Raw genomic sequence first — 18530 nt, 5'->3', positions numbered from 1 at the left:
TCGACCTTCGCCGTCACTCGACGGGTCACAGCACGCCTTCTGCCGACGCGAGCTCGAACCAACGCCAGGCAGAGGATCCGTCATGACCAAACAGGCAACCGACGTTGTAAACGCCGTGAAGTCCTTCGTCGCCCGGGGATATGACCGCGAGTTCCGCGTCCGGGACGGTCACCTCGTCGATCTCGGACTTGGATCGACGCTGGATGCCTGCAGCGTGAGGGTCGATGCAGCCCTGCGCCTCGAAAGCGGGAATGACGCAGAGGACGTGTCCAACATCTATGCGATCACCGATCCCGCGACCGGTCACAAGGGCCTGCTGATCGATGCATTCGACGTGTTCGACACGCTCTGTCACTCGGACCTCTCCGAACGGCTCGTCGCGCAGCGGGAAACGGCGCAGGCCGGTGACCTCGACGTGCCGATGAAGTTCGGCCTGCGCAAGATCTACAAGGCCGAGTTCGAGCAGGACACCGCGCGATACGTGTTGCGAGAGGGTTTTCCAGACGTCCCCCCATGCCCGTGGGGCGAACACTTCAGCATCCTCGGCTTCGACACCACCGAACAGACCTATGTCTGGCTGGTCACGAGCATCATGCGGGACCCCCGGCTGATCCGGATTCCCTACCATGGCGAAGACGTCATCAGCGACGAATAGCCAAGCCGGCAGCGCCGTGGAGGCCCGCCGAGGCGGACCCTTTCCTCATCAACATCTGGAGACGAGACATGACCGCCGGCGTCCTGATGTACACCACGAGTTGGTGTCCGTTCTGCAGCCGGGCCAGGGCGCTCCTCAAGTCGAAGGGCGTGTCTTGGACCGAGCTCGACATCGAGGCTGACCCGCTGACCCGCCAGACCATGGTAGAGGCGTCGGGCCGGACCTCCGTACCGCAAATCTTCATCAACGGCGCGCTGGTCGGCGGCTCCGAGGAGCTGTTCGCTCTCCATGTCAGGGGCGAGCTCGACGCGCTTCTCGGGCGCACCCCGCGCGCCACCTGAAGGACAGGGGTCGGCGGTTCGCCCGCCGCTCCACGCCACAGAACCAAAGGAGGGACCGTTGGTCTCAGCGATCTGGAACGAAGCTGTCATCGCCACGAGCGACGAGACGATCGTCGTCGAGGGAAATCATTACTTTCCGCCCGCAGCGGTCGAGTTCGGCCTACTCGAGATGAGCCCGCACACGTCGGTCTGCCCGATCAAGGGATCCGCGCGTTATTACCACGTTCGCATGGGCGAGGCCATCAACGCCAATGCGGCCTGGACCTATCCCGAGCCCAGCGCGGGTTACGAAGGCATCCGGGATCATGTCGCCTTCTGGAAGGGCGTGGCGGTCGCATAGCGTCCCGGACGGGTCGGAGCGGACTGGAACGGAGGAAAGCCTTGGAACCTGCCGAGTTCGACGCCGCCTTCGCCAGACTTGCAAACGGGTATGGCGAAGGGGACTACGACGGCCGCCGGTTCGGCCTGACGGTCCGACGATCCGGTGACGGACGACGCAACAGCCTGTTCGCCAGAGAGCTGGCCGGGACCGACATCGTAAGCTTCAACCTCTATCGCACCGGATCGGACCGGACCCTGCTGAAGCCCTGCGAGATGTCGGTCGAGAAGGTCGTGGCGTTCGTGCTGGGCTTCCGAGCGGATCCCTGACGAGCGCTTAGCGACGCCGGCGCGATTACGCCTGCGAGGCCCGTCCCGGACGCTCCAACAGTCGCTCGAAGGTATCGAAACCATAGCTCCCGGTCATTGGACTTGGCCGGGCGACGAACCCATTCTCTGTCCGTCGCCTCCGTGCAGGACGCGGCGGGAGTCTCCGTACGAGCGAAGGTCGAAAGCCCGGGCGATGACGGACACCAGCGCGCCGATGCTTCCGTTTCATCCGACAGACCCGTGCGAGGACCGACGTGCAGACAGAAGAGGCGATGAGGGCCAGGGCCGGCTTTGGAGGCGGATGCCACTGGTGCACCGAAGGCGTGTTCCAGGCCCTGCGCGGCGTCGCCCAGGTCGACCAGGGGTTCGTCCGGTCGGATGCGCCGGCCGACACCTGGTCAGAAGGGGTGATCGTTACCTTCGACCCCTCGGTCATTCCGCTGGCCGCCCTCTCCGAAGTGCACCTGAGGACCCATTCCGCCACCCGGGCCCGATCCCCTCGCAGCAAGTACCGCAGCGCGATCTACCTCTTCGACGAGAGCCAGCGGCCCGAGGTCGAACAGGCGGTCGCCCGCTTCGCCGAGGCTTCCGACAAGGCCGTCCATACGCTGGTCCTCCCGTTCAGCGACTTTAGGGCGTCCGACGAACGCTACCGCAACTACTATCGAACCGACCCAAGCCGACCCTTCTGCCGCCGATACATCGATCCCAAGCTGGATCACATCCGACGGCATTTCTCGGACCTGGCGCTTCCCGAAGCGCGTCCGGCCTGACCCGTTTCTCACCACCAAAACCAACCAAGGACATCACCATGACCGCCTCGAAACGCGCCGCCTTCGTCCCTCTGGCCCTGGCTCTGCTGGGTCCGTTCTCCTTCTCGGCCGCGATGGCCGCCTCACCGCCGGCCGCAGCCCAGCAGGTCGTCTCGCAGGGCGCCGACGTCTACCGGCTGCGCATAGGCTCCGTCCCCGTCTTCGCCCTGTCCGACGGCTCGGTGCCCATGGATCTGCACCAGCTCCTGCAGCACACGACGCCCGCCCGGACGGACGCCCTGCTCCAGCGCAACTTCCAGGCCAATCCGGCCGAGGCGTCGATCAACGCCTATCTGGTCCAACTGCCCGGCAGGCTGGTGCTGATCGACACGGGCTCGGGCGAGTTGTTCGGCCCCGGAGCCGGTGGCGGCCTGATCGCCAGTCTCGAGCGGGCCGGCTTCGAGCCAGGTCAGGTGACGGACATCCTGATCACCCATGCCCACTCGGACCACTCGGGAGGTCTGGTCAGGGGCGGCCGGAGGGTCTTCGAGAACGCCATGGTCCACGTCGGAAAGCCGGATCTGGATTTCTTCTTCGACGCCACGGCCCAGCAACGGACCGGCTATGACCAGCAGTATTTCGACGTCGCGGCCACGACCCTCAAGCCCTATCTCGACGCGGGCAAGGTGAGCCCCATCGCAGCCGACGGCGAGGTGGTCCCGGGGATCTCCGCGACGCTCCACGCCGGCCACACGCCGGGCAGCGCCTTCTTCACCCTGAGCGACGGCGGCGAGAACCTCGTGTTCGTGGGCGACCTCGTCCACTCCACGGCCGTGCAGTTCCCGGAACCCGCTGTGACCATCGCCTATGACCAGGATTCGGCCGGCGCGGCGCGCGTTCGCGCCGAGGCCTTCGACGTCTTCGCGCGTGAGGGAACCCTGGTCGCGGTCCCCCACGCCGCCTTCCCGGGCATCGGACACGTACGTCGCGAAGCGGACGGATACGCCTGGGTTGGCGTCACCTACACCAATCGCGGTCCAAACTGATATCAAGGGGGGACGCTCGTCAGAGCGTCCCTCACATCCGCGGAGCAACGATGGCCCTGGAGCCCTTTTCCATCCCGTTCGCGCCTGAGATGGTCACCGACCTGCATCGCCGGCTGGACGCCACGCGCTGGAACGACGCCGTCACCGGCAACTGGATGATGGGGACCGAGCGGGGCTTTCTCGAACGGCTCGTCCGCTTCTGGCGGGAGAGCTACGACTGGAAGGCGCGGGTCGCCTCGCTCAATGCGCTGCCGCATTTCCGGGGGTCCTTCGACGGTCTCGGGGTGCATTTCCTACACTTCCGCAGCGGCGGAGGCGGTCTACCCCTTCTTCTTATGAACGGTTGGCCCTCCAGCTTCATCGAGTTCCAGCGACTGGCGCCTCTGCTGACGTCCGGCTCGCCCGGCTTCGACGTCGTGGTCCCGACCATGCCCGGCTTCGGCTTTTCCGATCGACCCTCCCGCCCCTACCAGGTCGAGCTCTCCGACCTCTATCCGGCGCTGATGTCGGACCTGGGATACGACCGCTTCATGGTCGCCGGGACCGACATCGGGTCCGGGGTGGCCACGCGCATCGCTCTGCGCCATCCCCACAGGGTGCTCGGCCTCCACGTCTCGTCGGTGGCCCCGAAGCCGGGAAACCCGGAGGGGGGACCGGTGACGCCTGCGGAGATCGACTACGAGGCGCGCGTGGCCCTCTGGAGCCGCGAGGAGGGAGCCTATCAGGCCCTTCAGTCCACCCGCCCCCAGACCCTGGCGTTCGGCCTCGCCGACAGCCCCGTCGGCCTGGCGTCCTGGATCATCGAGAAGATGCGCGGATAGTCGGACTGCGACGGCGACGTCCTGTCCGTCTGGCCGATGGAGACCTTGGTCGACAACCTGATGATCTACTGGTCGACCGAGACCATCGGATCATCGGTGCGCTTCTACTACGAGGCCGCCAACCTCAGGCCGCCCCTGAGGGTCGACGACTTCGTGGCGGCGCCGACGGCGATCGCGATGTGGCCTCACGATCTGCTCACGGCCCCGCGCGAGGCGGCCGATCGTCTCTACAACGTCGAACGCTACACCCTCTTTCCCAGGGGCGGGCATTTCCCGGCCTGGGAGGCGCCTGACCTCTATGCAGAGGACCTTCGACAGCTGGCGCGCGCAGTGCGGACCTGACGCCGGCGCCGAGCCCCGGCCCTCTGAAGGGGCGTCCGGCCGTTGGGCGCCGGTCCGGATCCGGTTCTTCGCGCCTGCTCACGGCCTGTCCTGCGGAGGGGCGGCTCCGCGCAGGCCAATGCGGGTGGCCTGCTAGTCTCACGGAGCCGCCACTCGCATGGCGATGACCTATCCCGCGTAGGCGACGACGCGGATCTCGAGGCGTTGCCCTGGGAAGGCCAGGCCGGCGACGCCGATCATGGTGACGGCGGGGCGATGATCTCCGACGTAGGCGCGCCACGACCGGGTCAGCCCCTCGAAGTCGTCGACGGAGTGGGTCATGTAGATGAGAGCCTCGGCGATGTTGTCGCGGCCCAGGCCGAACCCGGCCAGCACGACGTCCAGGTTCGCGGCCGTCTGGCTGAACTGGGCGTCGAAATCACCGACGCCGACGAGTTCGCCCTTCGCATCGTGTGCGAACTGCCCCGAGATGTGGACGCGGCCGTCGACGCTGTAGCCCTGGGACATGCCCAGTCCGTCTTCCCAGGGGACATTGTGAAAGAAGGTCTTGATCTCGGCCATGGGGGTCTTCCTCTGTGGGTAGTGGGTTGGTGGTTCCGGAATGCGGGGGGGGCGTCAGCGCCGTTCCCGGGCGCGCGACCAGAAGACGAAGGCAGTGAGCGCGAGGAGATTGAGGTTCACCGCTACGTGGCTCCAGTCCTGGCCCAGGAGGTGAACCAGCAGCATCACCATCTCGAGGACGGCCAGAGCAGCGGCCGCGACGAGCAGCAGGGGCCGGCCCAGTCTCCAGGAGATCAGGGGGGCGAGCAGCATCACGGCCAGCACGACCTCGGCCACGCCCAGGCCCTGGACCAGGGCCAGGGAGGCGTGGGCGGGCCATCCCAGCAGGATCACGAGCATGTCCAGCGGCTCGGTGAGCTTGGCGTATCCGGCGGCGATGAAGAACATCGCGATCCAGCCCTGCAGCGTCCAGAGCATCAGGTTGTGCTTGTGGGCGCAGAGGCCGGTGCAGGGCGTAGGGGGGGCGAAGATCGCGGACATGGTCATGTTCCTTCTTGTGGGAGCGACGCGTCCGCGCCGCATCCGGTGCGTGTCGGTTCAGCCGGCGGCGCGGGCGGCGCGCCAGCGCGTCAGGCTCTCCTGGAGAATTAGCAGGCTGACGCCGAGCAGGGCGACGTCCTTGATTAGGAACTGGCCGGTGGGGTTGAGCCATGGGAAGCCGCCGATATCGTCGAGCCAGATCGGCATGGCCAGAAGGGTGGAGACCGTCACCGTGAAGATGGCGGAGCCGAGCAGTCCGGCGAAGATCCCGGCGCGCGCCGACCACAGGGACGCGATGAAGAGCGCTGCGGTGATCAGTTCGGCGACGCCCAGCAGGTAGGAGGTCATCGCCGGCCCGAAGACCGGGTAGAGCCAGGCCAGCCAGGGCGTGCCGGAGATCAGAGGCTTGAGCGCCTCGATCTCGAACTGGGTGAACTTCAGCGCGCCGATCAGGGCGAGCGGCAGCACGACGCCGGCCAGAGCGATTGGGCGGCCGAGCGCAGCCGCCGTCTCCAGGGCGCTGTCGATGGCGGGGCCGAGCGCACGAGCGTCGTTGGCCGGGCGGGGTGCGGTCGGGGTCTTCATCTTCATGGGGATTTCCTCGAAACTCATGCTGACTGGATAGGCCCTGACCCCTGCGAAAACCTATTGCCGCAGGGCATGCTATCGATGCCCAACATGCATGCGGGCCCCACAGACCGTCGTCCGTCGTTTGGCCGGGCGAGGAGGAGACGCCTCGGCGAGCATGGCCAGAACGGCCCCGGCCGCGAAGGCGAGGATCGCCGCCGGTGCCTGGGCCGACACCGATCCGAGGATGAGGGCGCCCGTCGCCGCCGCGGCGGCGGTGATCACCGGGATGCCGATCCAGACCGCGAAGATGTAGCGCCTCGAGCGACCCGCCAGCTTCATGCCGGACGCGCTCGACAGCCCTTGGGGAATGTTGGCCAGGAAGAAGCCAGCGACCACGCCGGCGGCGAGCTTGCCCCCGCCGAGCAGCGACAGGCCGATGACGAGGGCCTCCGGGATGCCGTCGAGTACGGCCCCCACCGCGATCGCGAGACCGCTTCCCTCGCGCTCCGTCTCGCTCGGCTGGGCGACGCACTCTCCGCACCGGTTGCGGTTCTTCGCCCCGAGCCGGGAGAGACGCCAGTTGATGAAGCTGAAGACCCCGCCGCCGGCCAGAAGTCCGATCACGGCGGAGACGGGCTCGCCCCCCGAGTAGGCCTCCGTCATCAGTTCCACCGACACCACGGCGATCAGGACGCCTCCGCCGAACCCCATCACACCGGCGATCACGCGATGCGACAGGCTTTTGTAGGGAGTGACAGCGAGCAGGGCGCCGATCGTGAGGCCGCTGGACGCGAAAAGTCCCCAGAGGCCGGCCTCGATGAACAGGGGGATGGTTGTGTCTCGCTCTAGAGCCAGCGGGGATCGGCGGTGAAGTGGATGGTCAGCCAGGTCTCTGGCGCATCGCCTCCAAGAGCCTGTTCGACCTCCTCGCGGATCGTGTCCAGCGCTCCCAGGGTACGCGCCGGTCCGTCCGGCGACGCCACGAAACCGACCTCGACGACGCTGACCCGACCGATGCGGGTGACGTAGGACCTGTGATCGATGAAACTATGTCTTGCAGCCGCCGCAGCCGCGATGCGCCGGACCCGGGCGTCGAGCGCCGGCGGCGCGATCTGCAGGATCTGACGGCCGGCCGAAACCAGGGTCGCCAGCGGGAACGGCGCCATCCCCACCGACAGGATCACGAGCACCAGCGGGTCGACCAGGGCGGCGAAGCGGGCTGCCGGCGTGCCGGACAGGGCGGCCGCGGCGGCGAACGAGAGGCAGAGGCCGCCGCTGAGGGTCGCGCCGAGCAGCCAGGCCCGGGCGTCCAGGTCCAGCAGGGCCGAGCCGAGATGTCGGCCGCCGCGATGGATCCAGAGGCCGACCGCGCCACTGAGCAGGGCGACGGTCCCGGCATAGCCGACCCCTGCGCCGAAATGGACCGTCCGTCCCCCCTCGAGCAGGGCCCCGACCCCGTCGACGAGGCCGTAGAGGCAGGCGAACAGGAGAAGGGCGCCGTTCACGAAACCCAGCAGGGTCTCCAGATGCCAGTAGCCGAACTGGAAGCGTCGGTCCGCGCCGCGCGCGATCAGCCGGGCCGCCCGACGGCGGTCAGGGTCATGGCGGCGTCGACCACGTTGAACATGCCGTCGAAGACGATGGCCCGGGCGCCGGACCACAGGCCGACCGCCACGCCGGCGATCGCCAGGATCACGGTGGCGGCGGTCGACAGCAACAGAAGTCGTTGTTCGATCTTCGCCGCCGGAGGACCGCCGGCCGGCGTCCTGTCGCCCGAAGGAGGAGGCGGGCTGGAGCGGGTCACCAGGCGGGCGGGTAGCGCAGCGCCCGCAGCCGGGTCCTGAGCGCCTCGGCGCTCCCGTCGGCGCCGTCCATGAAATGGGCGACCATGACGTCATGGCGACTGGCGCGCCGGCGAAGACCCTCGACCACGCCCGGGCGGTCGGCGGGGATTTCGCCCGGGGTGAACTTCGCGGTGAGCTCGAAGTCGTCGATCTCGATCCGGTACAGCTGGATCACGCCGCGCCAGGCCGTCCACAGGTCGGGGGCCAACTCGTCCAGCGACCAGCCGTTGTCCTTCGGCTCGTTCGCCGTCACCAGATCGGCGATCTGGCTCTGCAGAGCGTCGTCCCCAAGCAACTGCAGGCGGCCGCGCAGCACCAGGCTGAGGTAGTTGTAGGTGGGCGCCGCGCGGCTGCGGTCCGGGGCCTCGCCCTGGAAGCTGCCGGTGAACCAGCTCGGCGACACCGCGGCGTCGGGGCCCCGGAACAGGAGGCTGACCGGTGCCCCTTCCGCCAGCGAGGCGCCGACGGGGTTGACGCGGGCCAGATGGAACTCGACCGCCCCGGCGGGTCGGGGGCCGGAGCGAAACGTGACCGGAGCTTCGGCGACCAGAGGGCCGTTCTCGCCATTGGCCAGGATGGCGGCGAAGGGAAACGTCTCGATCATCTCCCTGACGAGCGAGGGATCCCGCTGCTTGTATTCGGCGTAATGCATGGTCGGTCCCGGCGATCTCAGAAGGCGGTGCGGAGGCTGGCGACGAGCCGGTCTTCGTAGATCTCGCCGAGGGCGAGCGCGTCGGTGGCGTGATAGCGCAGGCCCAGGGCTAGCCTGTCGGTGAAGGCGTAGGCGGCCCCAACATTCCAGTTGCTGTAGTCGAGATCGGACGAGAGGACCTGGGTCCCGAAGGCCGTCGACACGGTCCAGCGTTCGCCGGCCGAGAGCGCGACCTGACCCTCGACATAGGTCGCCTCGTCCTCGGTCGCCCCGAGGAAATCCGGCGAATGGAGGACCACCGCGCCGATCGAGACCGGCCCGAACGCGCGACTGACCGCCGCCTTGAGCTCCACGAAGTCGTAGTCGAACCCGTCCGGGTCGTCATAGAGATAAGCAACGACGCCGACATCGATGTCGAAGCCGCCGACCGCGTGTCGAACGCCCGCGTAGACATCAACCTCGACGCGGGTGCCGGGATCGCCCGGGAAGGCCACATTGCCGGCGAAGGCGCCCGCATAGAGGCCGCCCGAAACGACATCGACGGTGGCCAGGACGGCGGCCCCTTCCTTGGTCTGGCTGACCCCGCGGACGAGGTAGTCGCTCGCCACCGTGAGACTGCCCGAGACCTTCGGGCCTTGGGCGTCCTGGGCCCTGGCCGATCCGGCGGTCAGCAGGATCGCGGCCGCCGCGACGCCGGTCGCGACCGGTGCGAGACGCGGGAGTTGCGGAAGGGGAATCCTCATGGCCTGTCCTCGAAGCGTGGGCCAGGATGTTCGACCCGCGACCATCCTGTGCGCGGCGGACGAGGAAGGGCAGTCAGGGCCGGCTATCGATTCGATGCGCGCCAGCTATTGGGAGACGGAGCCGGGCGAGCCCATTCTCATGGCTTCGGAAGACAGCGCTCGCACCCCTCCCGACCCCCGACGACCTGCGCGGCGGTCGGCCCGCACACTGGAGACCAGACCGTGAACCCTGGAAGATTGAACGCCGAGGCGCCCGAGTTGCGGACGGCGCTCTGGATCGATGAACGCGGCGATCCGATGGACCGACCGCTGCGGCTGGCCGATCTCGGATCAGGCGCCAAGGTTCTGTTCGCCTTCCAGCACTGGTGCCCAGGATGCCATTCGCGCGGGTTTCCGGCGCTTCGACGGCTTCACGACGCCCTGTCGCCGCATGGCGTCGGCTTCGCGGCCATCCAGACGGTCTTCGAGGGCGAGGATGTCAACACCTTCGACAAGCTTCGGCTCAATCAGTCGAGCTATGGCCTGCCGATCCCCTTCGGTCACGACGCCGCGACACCGTCCGATCCCCTGCCCACGTTCATGCGCGACTACCAGACGGGCGGAACGCCCTGGTTCACGATTATCGACACCGAGGGCCGCATCGTCTTCGCCGGCTTTCATATCGACGCCGACCGCGTGCTGGAGGCCCTTCTGCCGGCCGGAGCGAAGCCGCGCGTCGCGGATCTCGCCCTGCCGCCTCGCGTCGGCGGGTGACGGTCTCCACCAGCCGCGGCTCTTCAGAGGGCTGAAGGTTTAGCCGTGTCCGGCGCACGCAGAAAGCCGATGGCCTCGCCGCGCTCAGCGGCCGTGCGAACCCAGTCGCGGGGCTCCACGCGTTCGGGCAGGAAAAGGCGGCAGTAGACGCGATGAGCTTCCAGCGCGTCCTGTCGGCACTCTTCGGTGATCCGTCCGTCCTGGAGGTAAGCCTGGGTCCAGACCGCCTCCATCACGGCATGGGCGATGCCGAAGCGGCGCTGGGGATCCGCGACGTGAGGCATGTGGAACAGCCGGTCCAGCGCGTCGAAGACCCCCGTGGTCATCTCCGTGTTAAACCGGGCGCCGAAGTTCCGGACCGCCGCGCCGGCATAGCCCAGGAAAATCCTGAGGGCGGGCGGGCTGTCGTTGAAGGCCGCGCTGACGCGCGCCTGCTCGATCTCGAAATAATCCTGCCAGCTTTTCAGGCGGGACGCCTCGGCAGGCTGCTCGCCCAGACGTCGGAACTCAGCCAGATACCGCTGCGCCAGCGCGACGAAGGCGGCCTCCCGGGTCGGAAAGAAGTGATAGACCGAGGCCGGCGCGACCTTGGCCCGCTCGGCGATCTGGTAGATCCCCACGTCCTCCGGGTCGGCCGACCTCAGCAGGTCGTCCACCGCGTCAAGCAGCAGGGCCTGACGCTGGATTCCACGTTCACGGACCGGCTGTCTCGCCGCTCTGCGCGGTGATCTGCTGGCGTCAGTGTCGGGCCGAGCCGTCGTCATGTCCGTTCCTGTTCCGGACCCGCTAGGTAGGCGCTCCGGGGCGATGCCGCAAACGCCGCGGGGCGATCGGGCGCCCGCGCGCCCCCCTGAACCGGCTGCGGATCGGCGAGATAGACGATAAATATCGAAAACCTCTGATACTCGCTCTTGCCGGTGGCGCCCGCATCGTGACAGGAAACAGACAGATGGAAATGCATCAGGTCCGCTACTTCCTGGCCGTCGTTCGTGAACTGAACTTCACGCGCGCTGCGGACGAGTGCGACGTCACTCAGCCCTCGCTCACGCGCGCCATCCAGAAGCTTGAGGAGGAGTTAGGCGGGCCGCTCTTCCGGCGCGAACGGAGTCGCACCCACCTGACCGATCTGGGCCGACTGATGCTGCCTCATCTCGAGAGGACCTACGAGGCAGCGGAGGCGGCGAAGCACCTCGCCAGGGGCGTCGGACGCGCCGAGGTCGCGCCCCTGGCGCTCGGCGTGCAGTCGGCCATCGCGTCGGACACGCTGAACCTCATTCTGAAGGAGCTTGCGCAGGGACTGCCCGGCTTCGAGCTCACTCTGACGGCGGGTACCGGCGATGACCTGATGGAAAGGGCCATGAACGGCGGGCTGGATCTGCTCATCACCGAACGGCTCGACGATCCGCCGGAGCGAGTGGATCACTGGCCGCTCTACGAACATGCCTACGCCGTGATGACCCGAGCGGATCATCCTTTCGCGCTCGGCGACCATCCGTCTCTGTCGAGCCTTCGGGAGGAACACTGGATCGATCACGAGGGCGACGGTTGCGCACGACTCAGGGCGGCCGGAGCCGGGATGGCGTTCGAGCCCCTGGTCCGGCACCGGGTCAACGACATGCAGCAGATTCGCCAGATGGTGGCGTCGGGACTGGGAAGCGCCTTTGTGCCCGCCCCTCGGTCCGCCGACGGTCTGGCCGTGGTCTTCGCGCAGGATGCCCACGTGACGCGGGAGGTGGTGCTAGGCGCGGTGGCCGGTCGACGGCGCGGGCTGGCGGCCGAGGCCTTCATCCGGGCCTCGCGTGCACGCGACTGGTCCGAAGCGGTCGGCTGACCCTGCCGGATGCAACCTCAGCCCATCGCGCCCAGAAAGCGGACGACATCGTGCGGTGAGGCCCGGTAGCGGAAGTCCGGATCAACGAAGGCGTAGCGGATCACCCGGTCCTGATCGATGACAAAGGTCGCCGGGATCGGCAGGAAGGTCCCGCCCGACCCGTAGATCGTGGCGAGGTCCAGCCCGGCCTTCAGATAGAGGGCGTTGAGGTCGGCGCTTAGGTGGAACGCCAGGCCCGAGGCTAGCGCGACGCCGTGGTCGACGTCGCACAGCACCACGGCGTCATCGCCGGTCATGCCCTTGAGTGCGGAGGCGCGTTCGCCCAGTTCACCCGAGACGACCACCAGTCTGCCGCCGGCTGCTTTCAGGACGGACGCCTCCTCGCCCCAGGCGGCCAGTTCATGGGAGCAGTAGGGGCACCAGCCGCCTCGATTGAAGCTGAGCACCAGCGGCCCCTCGCTCACCAGGTCGCCGAGCGAGCGGTGGACCCCTCGCGGGTCGGGCAGCGAGAAGTCCGGGAAGGGATCGCCGATGCGGGGCGCGGACGCGCCCACATCCAGCGCCACCAGCCGCTTGACGAAGGCGTCGTAGACCGGTTCCCAGGCCAGTTCCTCGGGATCGGCCGCAGGACGTGAAACAGTTCGTACGAGGGTCATGCGACAGCAATACCCCGGAAGGCTCGGGAAGGAAGAGTTTCCAGCGGCTATCGATTCAATAGTCCCGGAACATTGGGAATACGGATCGCGCGACGCCACCTTATGGGCTCACTCCGCGGAGCCGGCCATGCAGCAAACATTCACACGGGGAGGGATCGTCGGCCTGGCGCCGGACGTCCGGCCAGGGACGAGGCGTCCATGATGAGCGATCTCAGACCGAGAGCGGCCGCGCTCAACTCTGCGGCGCTCAGTGACGCGGTCGGCCGGCTGTTCGGACACGTCTCGACCATTTCCGATCTCGTCTCCCCGACGCCCGGCCGCGTGCTGTTCGGGCGCGCCGCCACGGTGCGGTTCGCGGCCCTGCGCGAGGATGTCTTCGAGCCCCGGGCCCACAGTTTCGCGCGGTTCTTTCACGAGGCCGTAGGCCGGTCTCCGTCGGACAAGGTTCTCGTCCTTTCGACCGGCGGACGAAGCGACCTCTCCGTGGGCGGGGGCGTCAAGCTGTCCCGCCTGGACAACCACAGCCTCGCCGGATTGCTGACGGATGGTCGACTGCGCGACTTCCGCGAGCTGTCCGCGTACGCCCCCGCCTTCTACTGCCGGGGCGAGACCCATCGCGCCGGGACCGGCGACATCATGCCGGTGGAGGCCAACGGGCTCGTCACCCTGGGCGACGCCACGATAATTCCGGGCGACTATCTGTTCGCGGACGCCGCAGGAGCCGTCGTGGTGCCGGTGTCGGCCATCGAAGACGCCCTGACGCTGGCGCTGGAAATCCAGGCCGACGACGCCCGTTACCTTGAGGCCATCCGGCTGGAGGACCCCCACGCGCCGGGCGGGGCAGAGCCCTGAGACGACCCCGAGACCTTCCCGAGATGAGGCGGCCATGATCCTGAAGACCTATTCCAGACTCTTTTCCCACGACTGTGATGAGACGCTCGCAACGCTTGAGCGCCTGCACGGTCGAAAACCGCATCTGCGCTTCCGGTTCGGGGAGTGGGACCTGGCAGGAATAGGCGACATGTTCGTCGTCGCCGGGACGGATGAATCGCTGGCCCCGATCCGTGACAGCCATGGCCCTGTCATCGTCCGCGACATCGAGGCGGTCGAGGCCGAACTTCTGGCCAGCGGCGCCACGATCACCCAGGCCATCGTGACGGTCCCGACGGGACGGATGCTCTACGCCCGGTATGCCGACGGATTGCATATCGAATATGTCGAGTGGACTGACGAATTGGTCGAGATGTTCATCCGTGCGCCCCAGCGCGAAGGCCGTCTGGCTTCGGAGCTCTGACAGTGTGAGCGGCCGTTGAAGCGGGGGCGCCGAGCCGCCCGTCGCTCGAACCTGGAGATCAGGATGTGCAGACACCCGACAACTCGGCCTTGACGGACAGCATGTAGAGGGCCAGCGTAACCGATATATATCGGTTAGAACTTTCTGGTCTGTTATCGCTCGCCGACGGAAGGATCCTTGATGCGGTCACCACATTGCGTAATCGTCGTTGCCGCAGCCACCGCGATGGCGGCGTGCTCGCCCGTGAGCGGGCACGAGCGCCAGTCCGCCGATGCCGGACTTCCACCGCCGAAAATCCAGCTCGTCTTCAATGCGGAGGGGCAGGCCGCGCTTCCGAAGGGATACCGGAGCTGGGTGCACACCAACACGTCGTGGGAGACCATCGCCATCACGATCCTCGACGGCACGGTGACGAAGACGCCCGAGATGCACAGCGTCTACGTCGAGCCCAACACCTACCGGATCTTCATGCGGACGGGCCGGTGGCCCGAGGGGGCGCTGATGGTCAAGGAATTCAGCACGACAAGCACCGACCCGGCGGAATGCAGCGGGCCTCCGGCGTTCACATGCCGGTTCGGAACCACCACGGTCATCTTCCCGCAGGAGCGGACGGGCGTCGGCGTGATGCTGAAGGACACCCGGCGCTTTCCCGATGAGCCGGGCGGCTGGGCGTATTTCAGCTTCGGTCACCAGACGCCGCCCTATCAGGCCTTCTCTCCGGCACGCAGGCGCGAGCAGTGCGCCCAGTGTCATATCGACAACGTCGGGCCGGACCACGACTACGTCTGGTCGGTGAAGCTTAACCAGCCCGGCTTCCGCCGGGACGGCGACAACGCCAGGTTCAACCTAGAAGCCGCCCTTGGGGAGTGATCGGCCCAATGTCGCGGCGGGGAATGGCCTCGTTGTCTCACAGGCTGCAAGCTCATCCCTGTAGCCATCCCTTTGATCGTTCGACGACAGGTTTTCCGACCCACTGGGTCGATGCCTGAAACCCTGAATGGAGAAACCCATGCACACCCATCGTCGCGGCGTCCTCGGCGTCTTCGCAACGGCCGGCGCCGCTCCATGGCTCGGCGCTGTCCCAGCCATGGCCAGCGCTCGGCCGAGCGTCGATATCGCGTCGGTCATGCGGCAGTTTCACGAGAACTATAATCGCAACGAGATCGACAGGAGCGGCGAGCTGGTCGTCGACGACGTGGTGGCCGACATCAACGGCGGCGCCGGCAACGGATCGAACGGCGCCACGCACAGAGGGCGGGAAGCCTTCATCGCCTGGCTGAAGAACGACAAGGTGCTGTTCGGAGCCAACAGGCTCGTGCATCAGGATCTCATAACACAGGGCAACATGGGCGCCGTGCGCTTCTATATGGAGGGGACGCACGTGGGTCCGATCCCGACGCCCGACGGCGTCATCGAGCCGACTGGCCGTCGTGTCACTCTGGAGGTCACCGAGTTCGCGACCTTCAATGACGAAGGCAAGCTGGTCCACGTCCACACCCTCTACAACACCCTGGGCCTGCTCATGCAGCTCAAGGCCTGATGCAGGCGCTCTAGAGGCGCATGCCGAACACCTCGGAGGCATTCGGATAGGCCAAGGCGACGTGGTCCGGCCCGGGGCGTCTGAGCCTTGATGGCCGCCCCGCGGTGCGCATCCGCTTCACGGCTTCGGACCAGGCGGGGAGGACGGGACTGTCCGTGCTCCACCGGACCACGCTCGCCTCGACGGCCATGTCTGCGAGGCGGGGCATGGCCGCGCCGTGGGCGCCGCCGCTGACATAGGCGAGCATGCTTTCCTCGTCCTTCCAGACCGTCATCGTCCAGAAGGCATGGTCGGCGTCCCGCTTGACCGCGCCGTCGATCCATCCCTCGGCCCGACGGATCTGGTCTATCGCTCGTGACGCATGGAAGGCAAAACTCGGCAGTTGTAGAAGGGAGCGCGGCTTGAACCGGGTGACGCTGATGATGGGCATAGGACTCTCCTTGGGCCGTCGCTGAGGTCAGGCTGGAGGATGACGACCCGGCGCGCCCCGATCCCGGCCCTGGCTGCGGGGCGCCATGCGGGACGGGCTCATGGCCAGGATCCGGGACACGTCTACGAGCTGTCCGGCTGTTCGGCTGGAGGCGACAAGCTCTGCGACGAGCGCTTCGCACTCAGCTTCGCCTGTCGCCAGAACCTCGCGGAACCCCGCGATCCGCGATAGCGACCAGAGCATCCCGGCCATGACGAAGACCGGGCTGCGATCCAGCCAGCGTTTGGAGCCGGGATGGACTTTCTGTCCCAGGCTCCTGATCAGGCCGAAACCCGCCTTGACGCCGCGCGCCAGGATCATGGCCTCGTCCCACGAAGCGCCGCCGCCCCGTCTCATCGCCGCGATGGAGACGCTCTCGAAGGCAATACAGAGCGGCGCGTGACAGCGAAGCCAGAGCTTCATGTCGGGCTCGATGGCGGCGGGCAGTCCGGCTGTCTTGAAGACCTCGACCCAGCGACGGTCGCTCATAAGCGTCTTCTGACCACCCGCGCCAATCGTCACATCGAGCCGCCCGTCGGCGTCCAGTCGAGACTGGATGAAAGGCATGCCGAAGGCACAGCGGTCGATCCCGATCGCGGTCTCAACGTGCTCGGGATCGAAGGTGTTGAACATGAACTGGATGCACCTCGCCGCGCTCCGTTGCAGGGCCGGCAGGATCGCATCGGCCTGGTGAGCCAGCAGGGTGACGATCACGAGGTCATAGGGCGTGGCTTCATCGAGGACGTCGCAGACGGTGACCGACGCGCGCTCGCCGTGCACATTGATTATGGCCTGGTCGCGCCGGAGCGTCCGCAGACGATCCGACCCGGATCGGGCGACGACCGTGATCTCGTGACCGCCCGACTGCACGAGTTGGAAGGCGAAGGCGGATCCAATGCGTCCGGCGCCGACGACGGCGATGCGGAGACGGGCGGGCTTTATGTGGGTCATTGTTTGTTTCCGGCGATTTGTAGTCGGAAGACTATGCGCCGACCTCTGGACGGGCCATGCTCCAGGGTCCGCCGTCTCGTCGGGATCGTCCAGGATTGACCATGGATCCGCTGTCCGAAGTCCTCTCCCTCCTCAAACCCGCCAGCTACGGCTTTCGAGGACTGGACGCTGGCAGGGATTGGGCCCTGGCCTTCCCTTCAGGCGAAGGCCTCAAATGCTTCGCGATCCTCGAAGGGGAATGCCGGGTCTCTGTGGAGAGCGCGCCAGCCGTCAGGCTGGGTCCAGGCGATGTCGTCCTGCTCCCGACCGGCAAGGCCGTCCATCTCTCCGGCGCGGCGGACGTCGCGCCCGTGGACGCCATGGCGCTCTTTCTCTCGGTGCCCCCGGGCGAAAGCGTGATGTTGAACGGCGGGGGCGACTGCTGGGGGTTCGGGGGCTATTTTGGTTTTGGGGGTGCGAACGCGAGCCTGCTGCTGGCCAGGCTGCCCGCCATCGTCCACATCACGGGCGAAGGCGACAGGAGCGCGCTGCGCTTCGCCATGGAGCGGTTGATGCGGGAGCTCCGCGAGCCGGCGCCCGGGAGCGCCCTGCTGGCCGAGCATCTGGCGCAAGCGCTTTTGATCGAGGCCCTCCGACACCACCTCGCAGACCCGTCCGCGGACGGAAGAGGCTGGCTGTTCGCCTTATCGGACACGCGGTTGCATGCCGCGATCACCGCCCTCCACGGCGATCCCGCCCGAAGATGGACGCTGGAGGCTCTGGCGCGTGAGGCCGGAATGTCCAGGTCGAGCTTTGCAGCGAGTTTTCGGGAAACCGTTGGTGAGCCAGCAATGGAATATCTGACTCGCTGGCGGATGGTGATTGCTGCTGATCGTCTGGCAGGCGGTAGGCTATCGATCGCGGAGGTCGCGCCTTCAGTCGGCTATCTGTCCGAAAGCGCGTTCGGTGCGACTTTCAAACGGGTAATCGGGCGGCCGCCCCGTCAGTATGTCAGGGACGCTGGAGCAAACGCTCAGTTCGTTTCGAACTCAAATCGTCCGACCAGCGCCGAGGGGCCTCCGGGATAGTGTCGAAATAACAATCCTTCGCGAGATCTGAAAGATCTTCAGCTTCCCTGCAGGCTCTCAAGCGAAGGCTCCGTGATCCGAAGCGGCCGTGAGAATAAGGGGTGAGTGACAGTTATCGACGGCTGACCGTTCAGATCGCTGCGCCATTTTTCATCACAACGCGGATCTTGCGAATGGCCGCTGAGAGAAGGGGCCTCGGGGTCAATCGCTCTGGCAAGTTTCAGAGCGGCTTGATCTACAATCAGTATCCGACAGCAGAGTTTCTGGCCAGTTTCTGGCCACCGCCTGCCAGTCAAGATCGACTAAGCTATTGAAGAGAATGGTGGACGCGACAGGGATTGAACCTGTGACCCCCTCGATGTCAACGAGGTGCTCTCCCGCTGAGCTACGCATCCGCCGTAGGGCTCCGAAAAAGCTGTTCGGAGCGGGAAGAGCGGTCGTATAGCGGCGAGGTCGGCCCGCATCAAGCCGATTTCACGGCAAGATCAAGATTTCTCGCCAAACGCCGCTCGGC

27 protein-coding genes and 1 tRNA gene are annotated in these 18530 nt (G+C 66.9%); 15 read left to right on the top strand and 13 right to left on the bottom strand.

Annotation, left to right across the window (positions count from 1 at the left end; translation table 11 throughout):
- Nucleotides 1-82: 82 nt before the first annotated feature.
- The 8 genes from WC597_RS06470 (at nucleotide 83) to WC597_RS06435 (ending at nucleotide 4605) form a co-directional block, all read left to right on the top strand.
- Nucleotides 83-655 carry a hypothetical protein gene (locus WC597_RS06470; protein WP_372692492.1) on the top strand — a complete coding sequence of 191 codons (573 nt, stop codon included), beginning with the start codon at nucleotides 83-85 and terminating at the stop codon, nucleotides 653-655.
- A 68-nt stretch (nucleotides 656-723) separates the two neighbouring features.
- Nucleotides 724-996: a glutaredoxin 3 gene (gene grxC / locus WC597_RS06465; protein ID WP_372692491.1), complete on the top strand. Its 273-nt coding sequence runs from the start codon at nucleotides 724-726 to the stop codon at nucleotides 994-996.
- A gap of 58 nt (nucleotides 997-1054) precedes the next feature.
- Nucleotides 1055-1336: a DUF427 domain-containing protein gene (locus WC597_RS06460; protein WP_372692489.1), complete on the top strand. Its 282-nt coding sequence runs from the start codon at nucleotides 1055-1057 to the stop codon at nucleotides 1334-1336.
- Nucleotides 1337-1377: 41 nt separating this feature from the next.
- Entirely contained in the window at nucleotides 1378-1644 is a 267-nt protein-coding gene (locus WC597_RS06455) for a hypothetical protein (RefSeq protein ID WP_372692487.1), read from the top strand.
- Between the two features lie 272 nt (nucleotides 1645-1916).
- Nucleotides 1917-2417: a peptide-methionine (S)-S-oxide reductase gene (locus WC597_RS06450; RefSeq protein ID WP_372692486.1), complete on the top strand. Its 501-nt coding sequence runs from the start codon at nucleotides 1917-1919 to the stop codon at nucleotides 2415-2417.
- Nucleotides 2418-2455: 38 nt separating this feature from the next.
- Nucleotides 2456-3442, top strand: a complete 987-nt coding sequence (locus WC597_RS06445) for an MBL fold metallo-hydrolase (protein ID WP_372692485.1) — start codon at nucleotides 2456-2458, stop codon at nucleotides 3440-3442.
- Between the two features lie 50 nt (nucleotides 3443-3492).
- Nucleotides 3493-4263, top strand: a complete 771-nt coding sequence (locus WC597_RS06440) for an epoxide hydrolase family protein (protein ID WP_372692484.1) — start codon at nucleotides 3493-3495, stop codon at nucleotides 4261-4263.
- 45 nt (nucleotides 4264-4308) lie between these two features.
- Entirely contained in the window at nucleotides 4309-4605 is a 297-nt protein-coding gene (locus WC597_RS06435) for an alpha/beta fold hydrolase (protein WP_372692482.1), read from the top strand.
- A 168-nt stretch (nucleotides 4606-4773) separates the two neighbouring features.
- On the opposite strand, the gene WC597_RS06430 is transcribed toward WC597_RS06435, so the two are convergent.
- The 8 genes from WC597_RS06430 to WC597_RS06395 form a co-directional block, all read right to left on the bottom strand.
- Entirely contained in the window at nucleotides 4774-5166 is a 393-nt protein-coding gene (locus WC597_RS06430) for a RidA family protein (protein ID WP_372692481.1), read from the bottom strand.
- 54 nt (nucleotides 5167-5220) lie between these two features.
- Nucleotides 5221-5646: a DoxX family protein gene (locus WC597_RS06425; RefSeq protein WP_372692480.1), complete on the bottom strand. Its 426-nt coding sequence runs from the start codon at nucleotides 5644-5646 to the stop codon at nucleotides 5221-5223.
- A 57-nt stretch (nucleotides 5647-5703) separates the two neighbouring features.
- Nucleotides 5704-6237 (bottom strand): DUF417 family protein, encoded by a 534-nt coding sequence (locus tag WC597_RS06420; RefSeq protein WP_372692478.1) that lies wholly within the window; start codon nucleotides 6235-6237, stop codon nucleotides 5704-5706.
- Between the two features lie 72 nt (nucleotides 6238-6309).
- A complete protein-coding gene (locus tag WC597_RS06415) occupies nucleotides 6310-6942 on the bottom strand; it encodes a ZIP family metal transporter (protein ID WP_372692477.1) in 633 nt (210 codons plus the stop codon).
- Between the two features lie 119 nt (nucleotides 6943-7061).
- A complete protein-coding gene (locus WC597_RS06410; protein ID WP_372692518.1) occupies nucleotides 7062-7742 on the bottom strand; it encodes a cation transporter in 681 nt (226 codons plus the stop codon).
- A gap of 44 nt (nucleotides 7743-7786) precedes the next feature.
- Nucleotides 7787-7933: a hypothetical protein gene (locus WC597_RS06405; protein ID WP_372692476.1), complete on the bottom strand. Its 147-nt coding sequence runs from the start codon at nucleotides 7931-7933 to the stop codon at nucleotides 7787-7789.
- 83 nt (nucleotides 7934-8016) lie between these two features.
- Nucleotides 8017-8712 (bottom strand): FMN-binding negative transcriptional regulator, encoded by a 696-nt coding sequence (locus WC597_RS06400; protein ID WP_372692474.1) that lies wholly within the window; start codon nucleotides 8710-8712, stop codon nucleotides 8017-8019.
- Nucleotides 8713-8729: 17 nt separating this feature from the next.
- Complete coding sequence (locus WC597_RS06395; RefSeq protein ID WP_372692473.1) at nucleotides 8730-9455, bottom strand: TorF family putative porin; 726 nt, start codon at nucleotides 9453-9455, stop codon at nucleotides 8730-8732.
- Between the two features lie 222 nt (nucleotides 9456-9677).
- On the opposite strand from WC597_RS06395, the gene WC597_RS06390 reads away from it, so the two are divergent.
- A complete protein-coding gene (locus WC597_RS06390; RefSeq protein ID WP_372692471.1) occupies nucleotides 9678-10208 on the top strand; it encodes a peroxiredoxin family protein in 531 nt (176 codons plus the stop codon).
- 23 nt (nucleotides 10209-10231) lie between these two features.
- Here WC597_RS06390 and WC597_RS06385 read toward each other — a convergent pair whose 3' ends face one another.
- A complete protein-coding gene (locus WC597_RS06385; RefSeq protein ID WP_372692470.1) occupies nucleotides 10232-10972 on the bottom strand; it encodes a TetR/AcrR family transcriptional regulator in 741 nt (246 codons plus the stop codon).
- A 185-nt stretch (nucleotides 10973-11157) separates the two neighbouring features.
- Here WC597_RS06385 and WC597_RS06380 point away from each other — a divergent pair, with 185 nt between their 5' ends.
- Nucleotides 11158-12039 (top strand): LysR family transcriptional regulator, encoded by an 882-nt coding sequence (locus WC597_RS06380; RefSeq protein ID WP_372692469.1) that lies wholly within the window; start codon nucleotides 11158-11160, stop codon nucleotides 12037-12039.
- 17 nt (nucleotides 12040-12056) lie between these two features.
- On the opposite strand, the gene WC597_RS06375 is transcribed toward WC597_RS06380, so the two are convergent.
- Complete coding sequence (locus tag WC597_RS06375) at nucleotides 12057-12695, bottom strand: peroxiredoxin-like family protein (protein ID WP_372692468.1); 639 nt, start codon at nucleotides 12693-12695, stop codon at nucleotides 12057-12059.
- Between the two features lie 201 nt (nucleotides 12696-12896).
- Here WC597_RS06375 and WC597_RS06370 point away from each other — a divergent pair, with 201 nt between their 5' ends.
- The 4 genes from WC597_RS06370 to WC597_RS06355 all read left to right on the top strand — a co-directional run bounded on the left by WC597_RS06370 (nucleotide 12897) and on the right by WC597_RS06355 (nucleotide 15529).
- Entirely contained in the window at nucleotides 12897-13547 is a 651-nt protein-coding gene (locus tag WC597_RS06370) for an RraA family protein (RefSeq protein WP_372692467.1), read from the top strand.
- Nucleotides 13548-13581: 34 nt separating this feature from the next.
- On the top strand, nucleotides 13582-13989 hold the full coding sequence (locus WC597_RS06365; RefSeq protein ID WP_372692465.1) for a hypothetical protein: 408 nt from the start codon (nucleotides 13582-13584) through the stop codon (nucleotides 13987-13989).
- Nucleotides 13990-14169: 180 nt separating this feature from the next.
- The gene (locus tag WC597_RS06360; protein ID WP_372692464.1) at nucleotides 14170-14859 is read left to right on the top strand and encodes a cytochrome P460 family protein; all 690 of its coding nucleotides are present in this window, start codon (nucleotides 14170-14172) and stop codon (nucleotides 14857-14859) included.
- Nucleotides 14860-14998: 139 nt separating this feature from the next.
- Nucleotides 14999-15529: an ester cyclase gene (locus WC597_RS06355; protein WP_372692462.1), complete on the top strand. Its 531-nt coding sequence runs from the start codon at nucleotides 14999-15001 to the stop codon at nucleotides 15527-15529.
- Between the two features lie 10 nt (nucleotides 15530-15539).
- Here the strand turns inward: WC597_RS06355 and WC597_RS06350 are convergent, their stop codons facing one another.
- Nucleotides 15540-15959, bottom strand: a complete 420-nt coding sequence (locus WC597_RS06350) for a DUF3291 domain-containing protein (protein ID WP_372692461.1) — start codon at nucleotides 15957-15959, stop codon at nucleotides 15540-15542.
- A gap of 27 nt (nucleotides 15960-15986) precedes the next feature.
- Nucleotides 15987-16949: a ketopantoate reductase family protein gene (locus tag WC597_RS06345; RefSeq protein ID WP_372692459.1), complete on the bottom strand. Its 963-nt coding sequence runs from the start codon at nucleotides 16947-16949 to the stop codon at nucleotides 15987-15989.
- A 101-nt stretch (nucleotides 16950-17050) separates the two neighbouring features.
- Between WC597_RS06345 and WC597_RS06340 the strand changes: the two genes are divergently transcribed.
- On the top strand, nucleotides 17051-18016 hold the full coding sequence (locus WC597_RS06340) for an AraC family transcriptional regulator (RefSeq protein ID WP_372692458.1): 966 nt from the start codon (nucleotides 17051-17053) through the stop codon (nucleotides 18014-18016).
- A gap of 320 nt (nucleotides 18017-18336) precedes the next feature.
- Here the strand turns inward: WC597_RS06340 and WC597_RS06335 are convergent.
- Nucleotides 18337-18411 (bottom strand) — tRNA-Val (locus tag WC597_RS06335).
- Between the last annotated feature and the right edge of the window lie 119 nt (nucleotides 18412-18530).

It is taken from the genome of Brevundimonas sp., assembly GCF_041648115.1.
Taxonomy (GTDB): domain Bacteria; phylum Pseudomonadota; class Alphaproteobacteria; order Caulobacterales; family Caulobacteraceae; genus Brevundimonas.
This window is presented reverse-complemented; position numbering and strand designations above follow the sequence as displayed.

Bases quoted from the DNA above. Each gene is read 5' to 3' on its own strand.
- WC597_RS06470 (WP_372692492.1), top strand. From the start codon at position 83: ATGACCAAACAGGCAACCGACGTTGTAAACGCCGTGAAGTCCTTCGTC.
- grxC (WP_372692491.1), top strand. From the start codon at position 724: ATGACCGCCGGCGTCCTGATGTACACCACGAGTTGGTGTCCGTTCTGC.
- WC597_RS06450 (WP_372692486.1), top strand. From the start codon at position 1,917: ATGAGGGCCAGGGCCGGCTTTGGAGGCGGATGCCACTGGTGCACCGAA.
- WC597_RS06445 (WP_372692485.1), top strand. From the start codon at position 2,456: ATGACCGCCTCGAAACGCGCCGCCTTCGTCCCTCTGGCCCTGGCTCTG.
- WC597_RS06440 (WP_372692484.1), top strand. From the start codon at position 3,493: ATGGCCCTGGAGCCCTTTTCCATCCCGTTCGCGCCTGAGATGGTCACC.
- WC597_RS06430 (WP_372692481.1), bottom strand. From the start codon at position 5,166: ATGGCCGAGATCAAGACCTTCTTTCACAATGTCCCCTGGGAAGACGGA.
- WC597_RS06425 (WP_372692480.1), bottom strand. From the start codon at position 5,646: ATGTCCGCGATCTTCGCCCCCCCTACGCCCTGCACCGGCCTCTGCGCC.
- WC597_RS06420 (WP_372692478.1), bottom strand. From the start codon at position 6,237: ATGAAGATGAAGACCCCGACCGCACCCCGCCCGGCCAACGACGCTCGT.
- WC597_RS06400 (WP_372692474.1), bottom strand. From the start codon at position 8,712: ATGCATTACGCCGAATACAAGCAGCGGGATCCCTCGCTCGTCAGGGAG.
- WC597_RS06395 (WP_372692473.1), bottom strand. From the start codon at position 9,455: ATGAGGATTCCCCTTCCGCAACTCCCGCGTCTCGCACCGGTCGCGACC.
- WC597_RS06385 (WP_372692470.1), bottom strand. From the start codon at position 10,972: ATGACGACGGCTCGGCCCGACACTGACGCCAGCAGATCACCGCGCAGA.
- WC597_RS06380 (WP_372692469.1), top strand. From the start codon at position 11,158: ATGGAAATGCATCAGGTCCGCTACTTCCTGGCCGTCGTTCGTGAACTG.
- WC597_RS06375 (WP_372692468.1), bottom strand. From the start codon at position 12,695: ATGACCCTCGTACGAACTGTTTCACGTCCTGCGGCCGATCCCGAGGAA.
- WC597_RS06370 (WP_372692467.1), top strand. From the start codon at position 12,897: ATGAGCGATCTCAGACCGAGAGCGGCCGCGCTCAACTCTGCGGCGCTC.
- WC597_RS06365 (WP_372692465.1), top strand. From the start codon at position 13,582: ATGATCCTGAAGACCTATTCCAGACTCTTTTCCCACGACTGTGATGAG.
- WC597_RS06360 (WP_372692464.1), top strand. From the start codon at position 14,170: ATGCGGTCACCACATTGCGTAATCGTCGTTGCCGCAGCCACCGCGATG.
- WC597_RS06355 (WP_372692462.1), top strand. From the start codon at position 14,999: ATGCACACCCATCGTCGCGGCGTCCTCGGCGTCTTCGCAACGGCCGGC.
- WC597_RS06350 (WP_372692461.1), bottom strand. From the start codon at position 15,959: ATGCCCATCATCAGCGTCACCCGGTTCAAGCCGCGCTCCCTTCTACAA.
- WC597_RS06345 (WP_372692459.1), bottom strand. From the start codon at position 16,949: ATGACCCACATAAAGCCCGCCCGTCTCCGCATCGCCGTCGTCGGCGCC.
- WC597_RS06340 (WP_372692458.1), top strand. From the start codon at position 17,051: ATGGATCCGCTGTCCGAAGTCCTCTCCCTCCTCAAACCCGCCAGCTAC.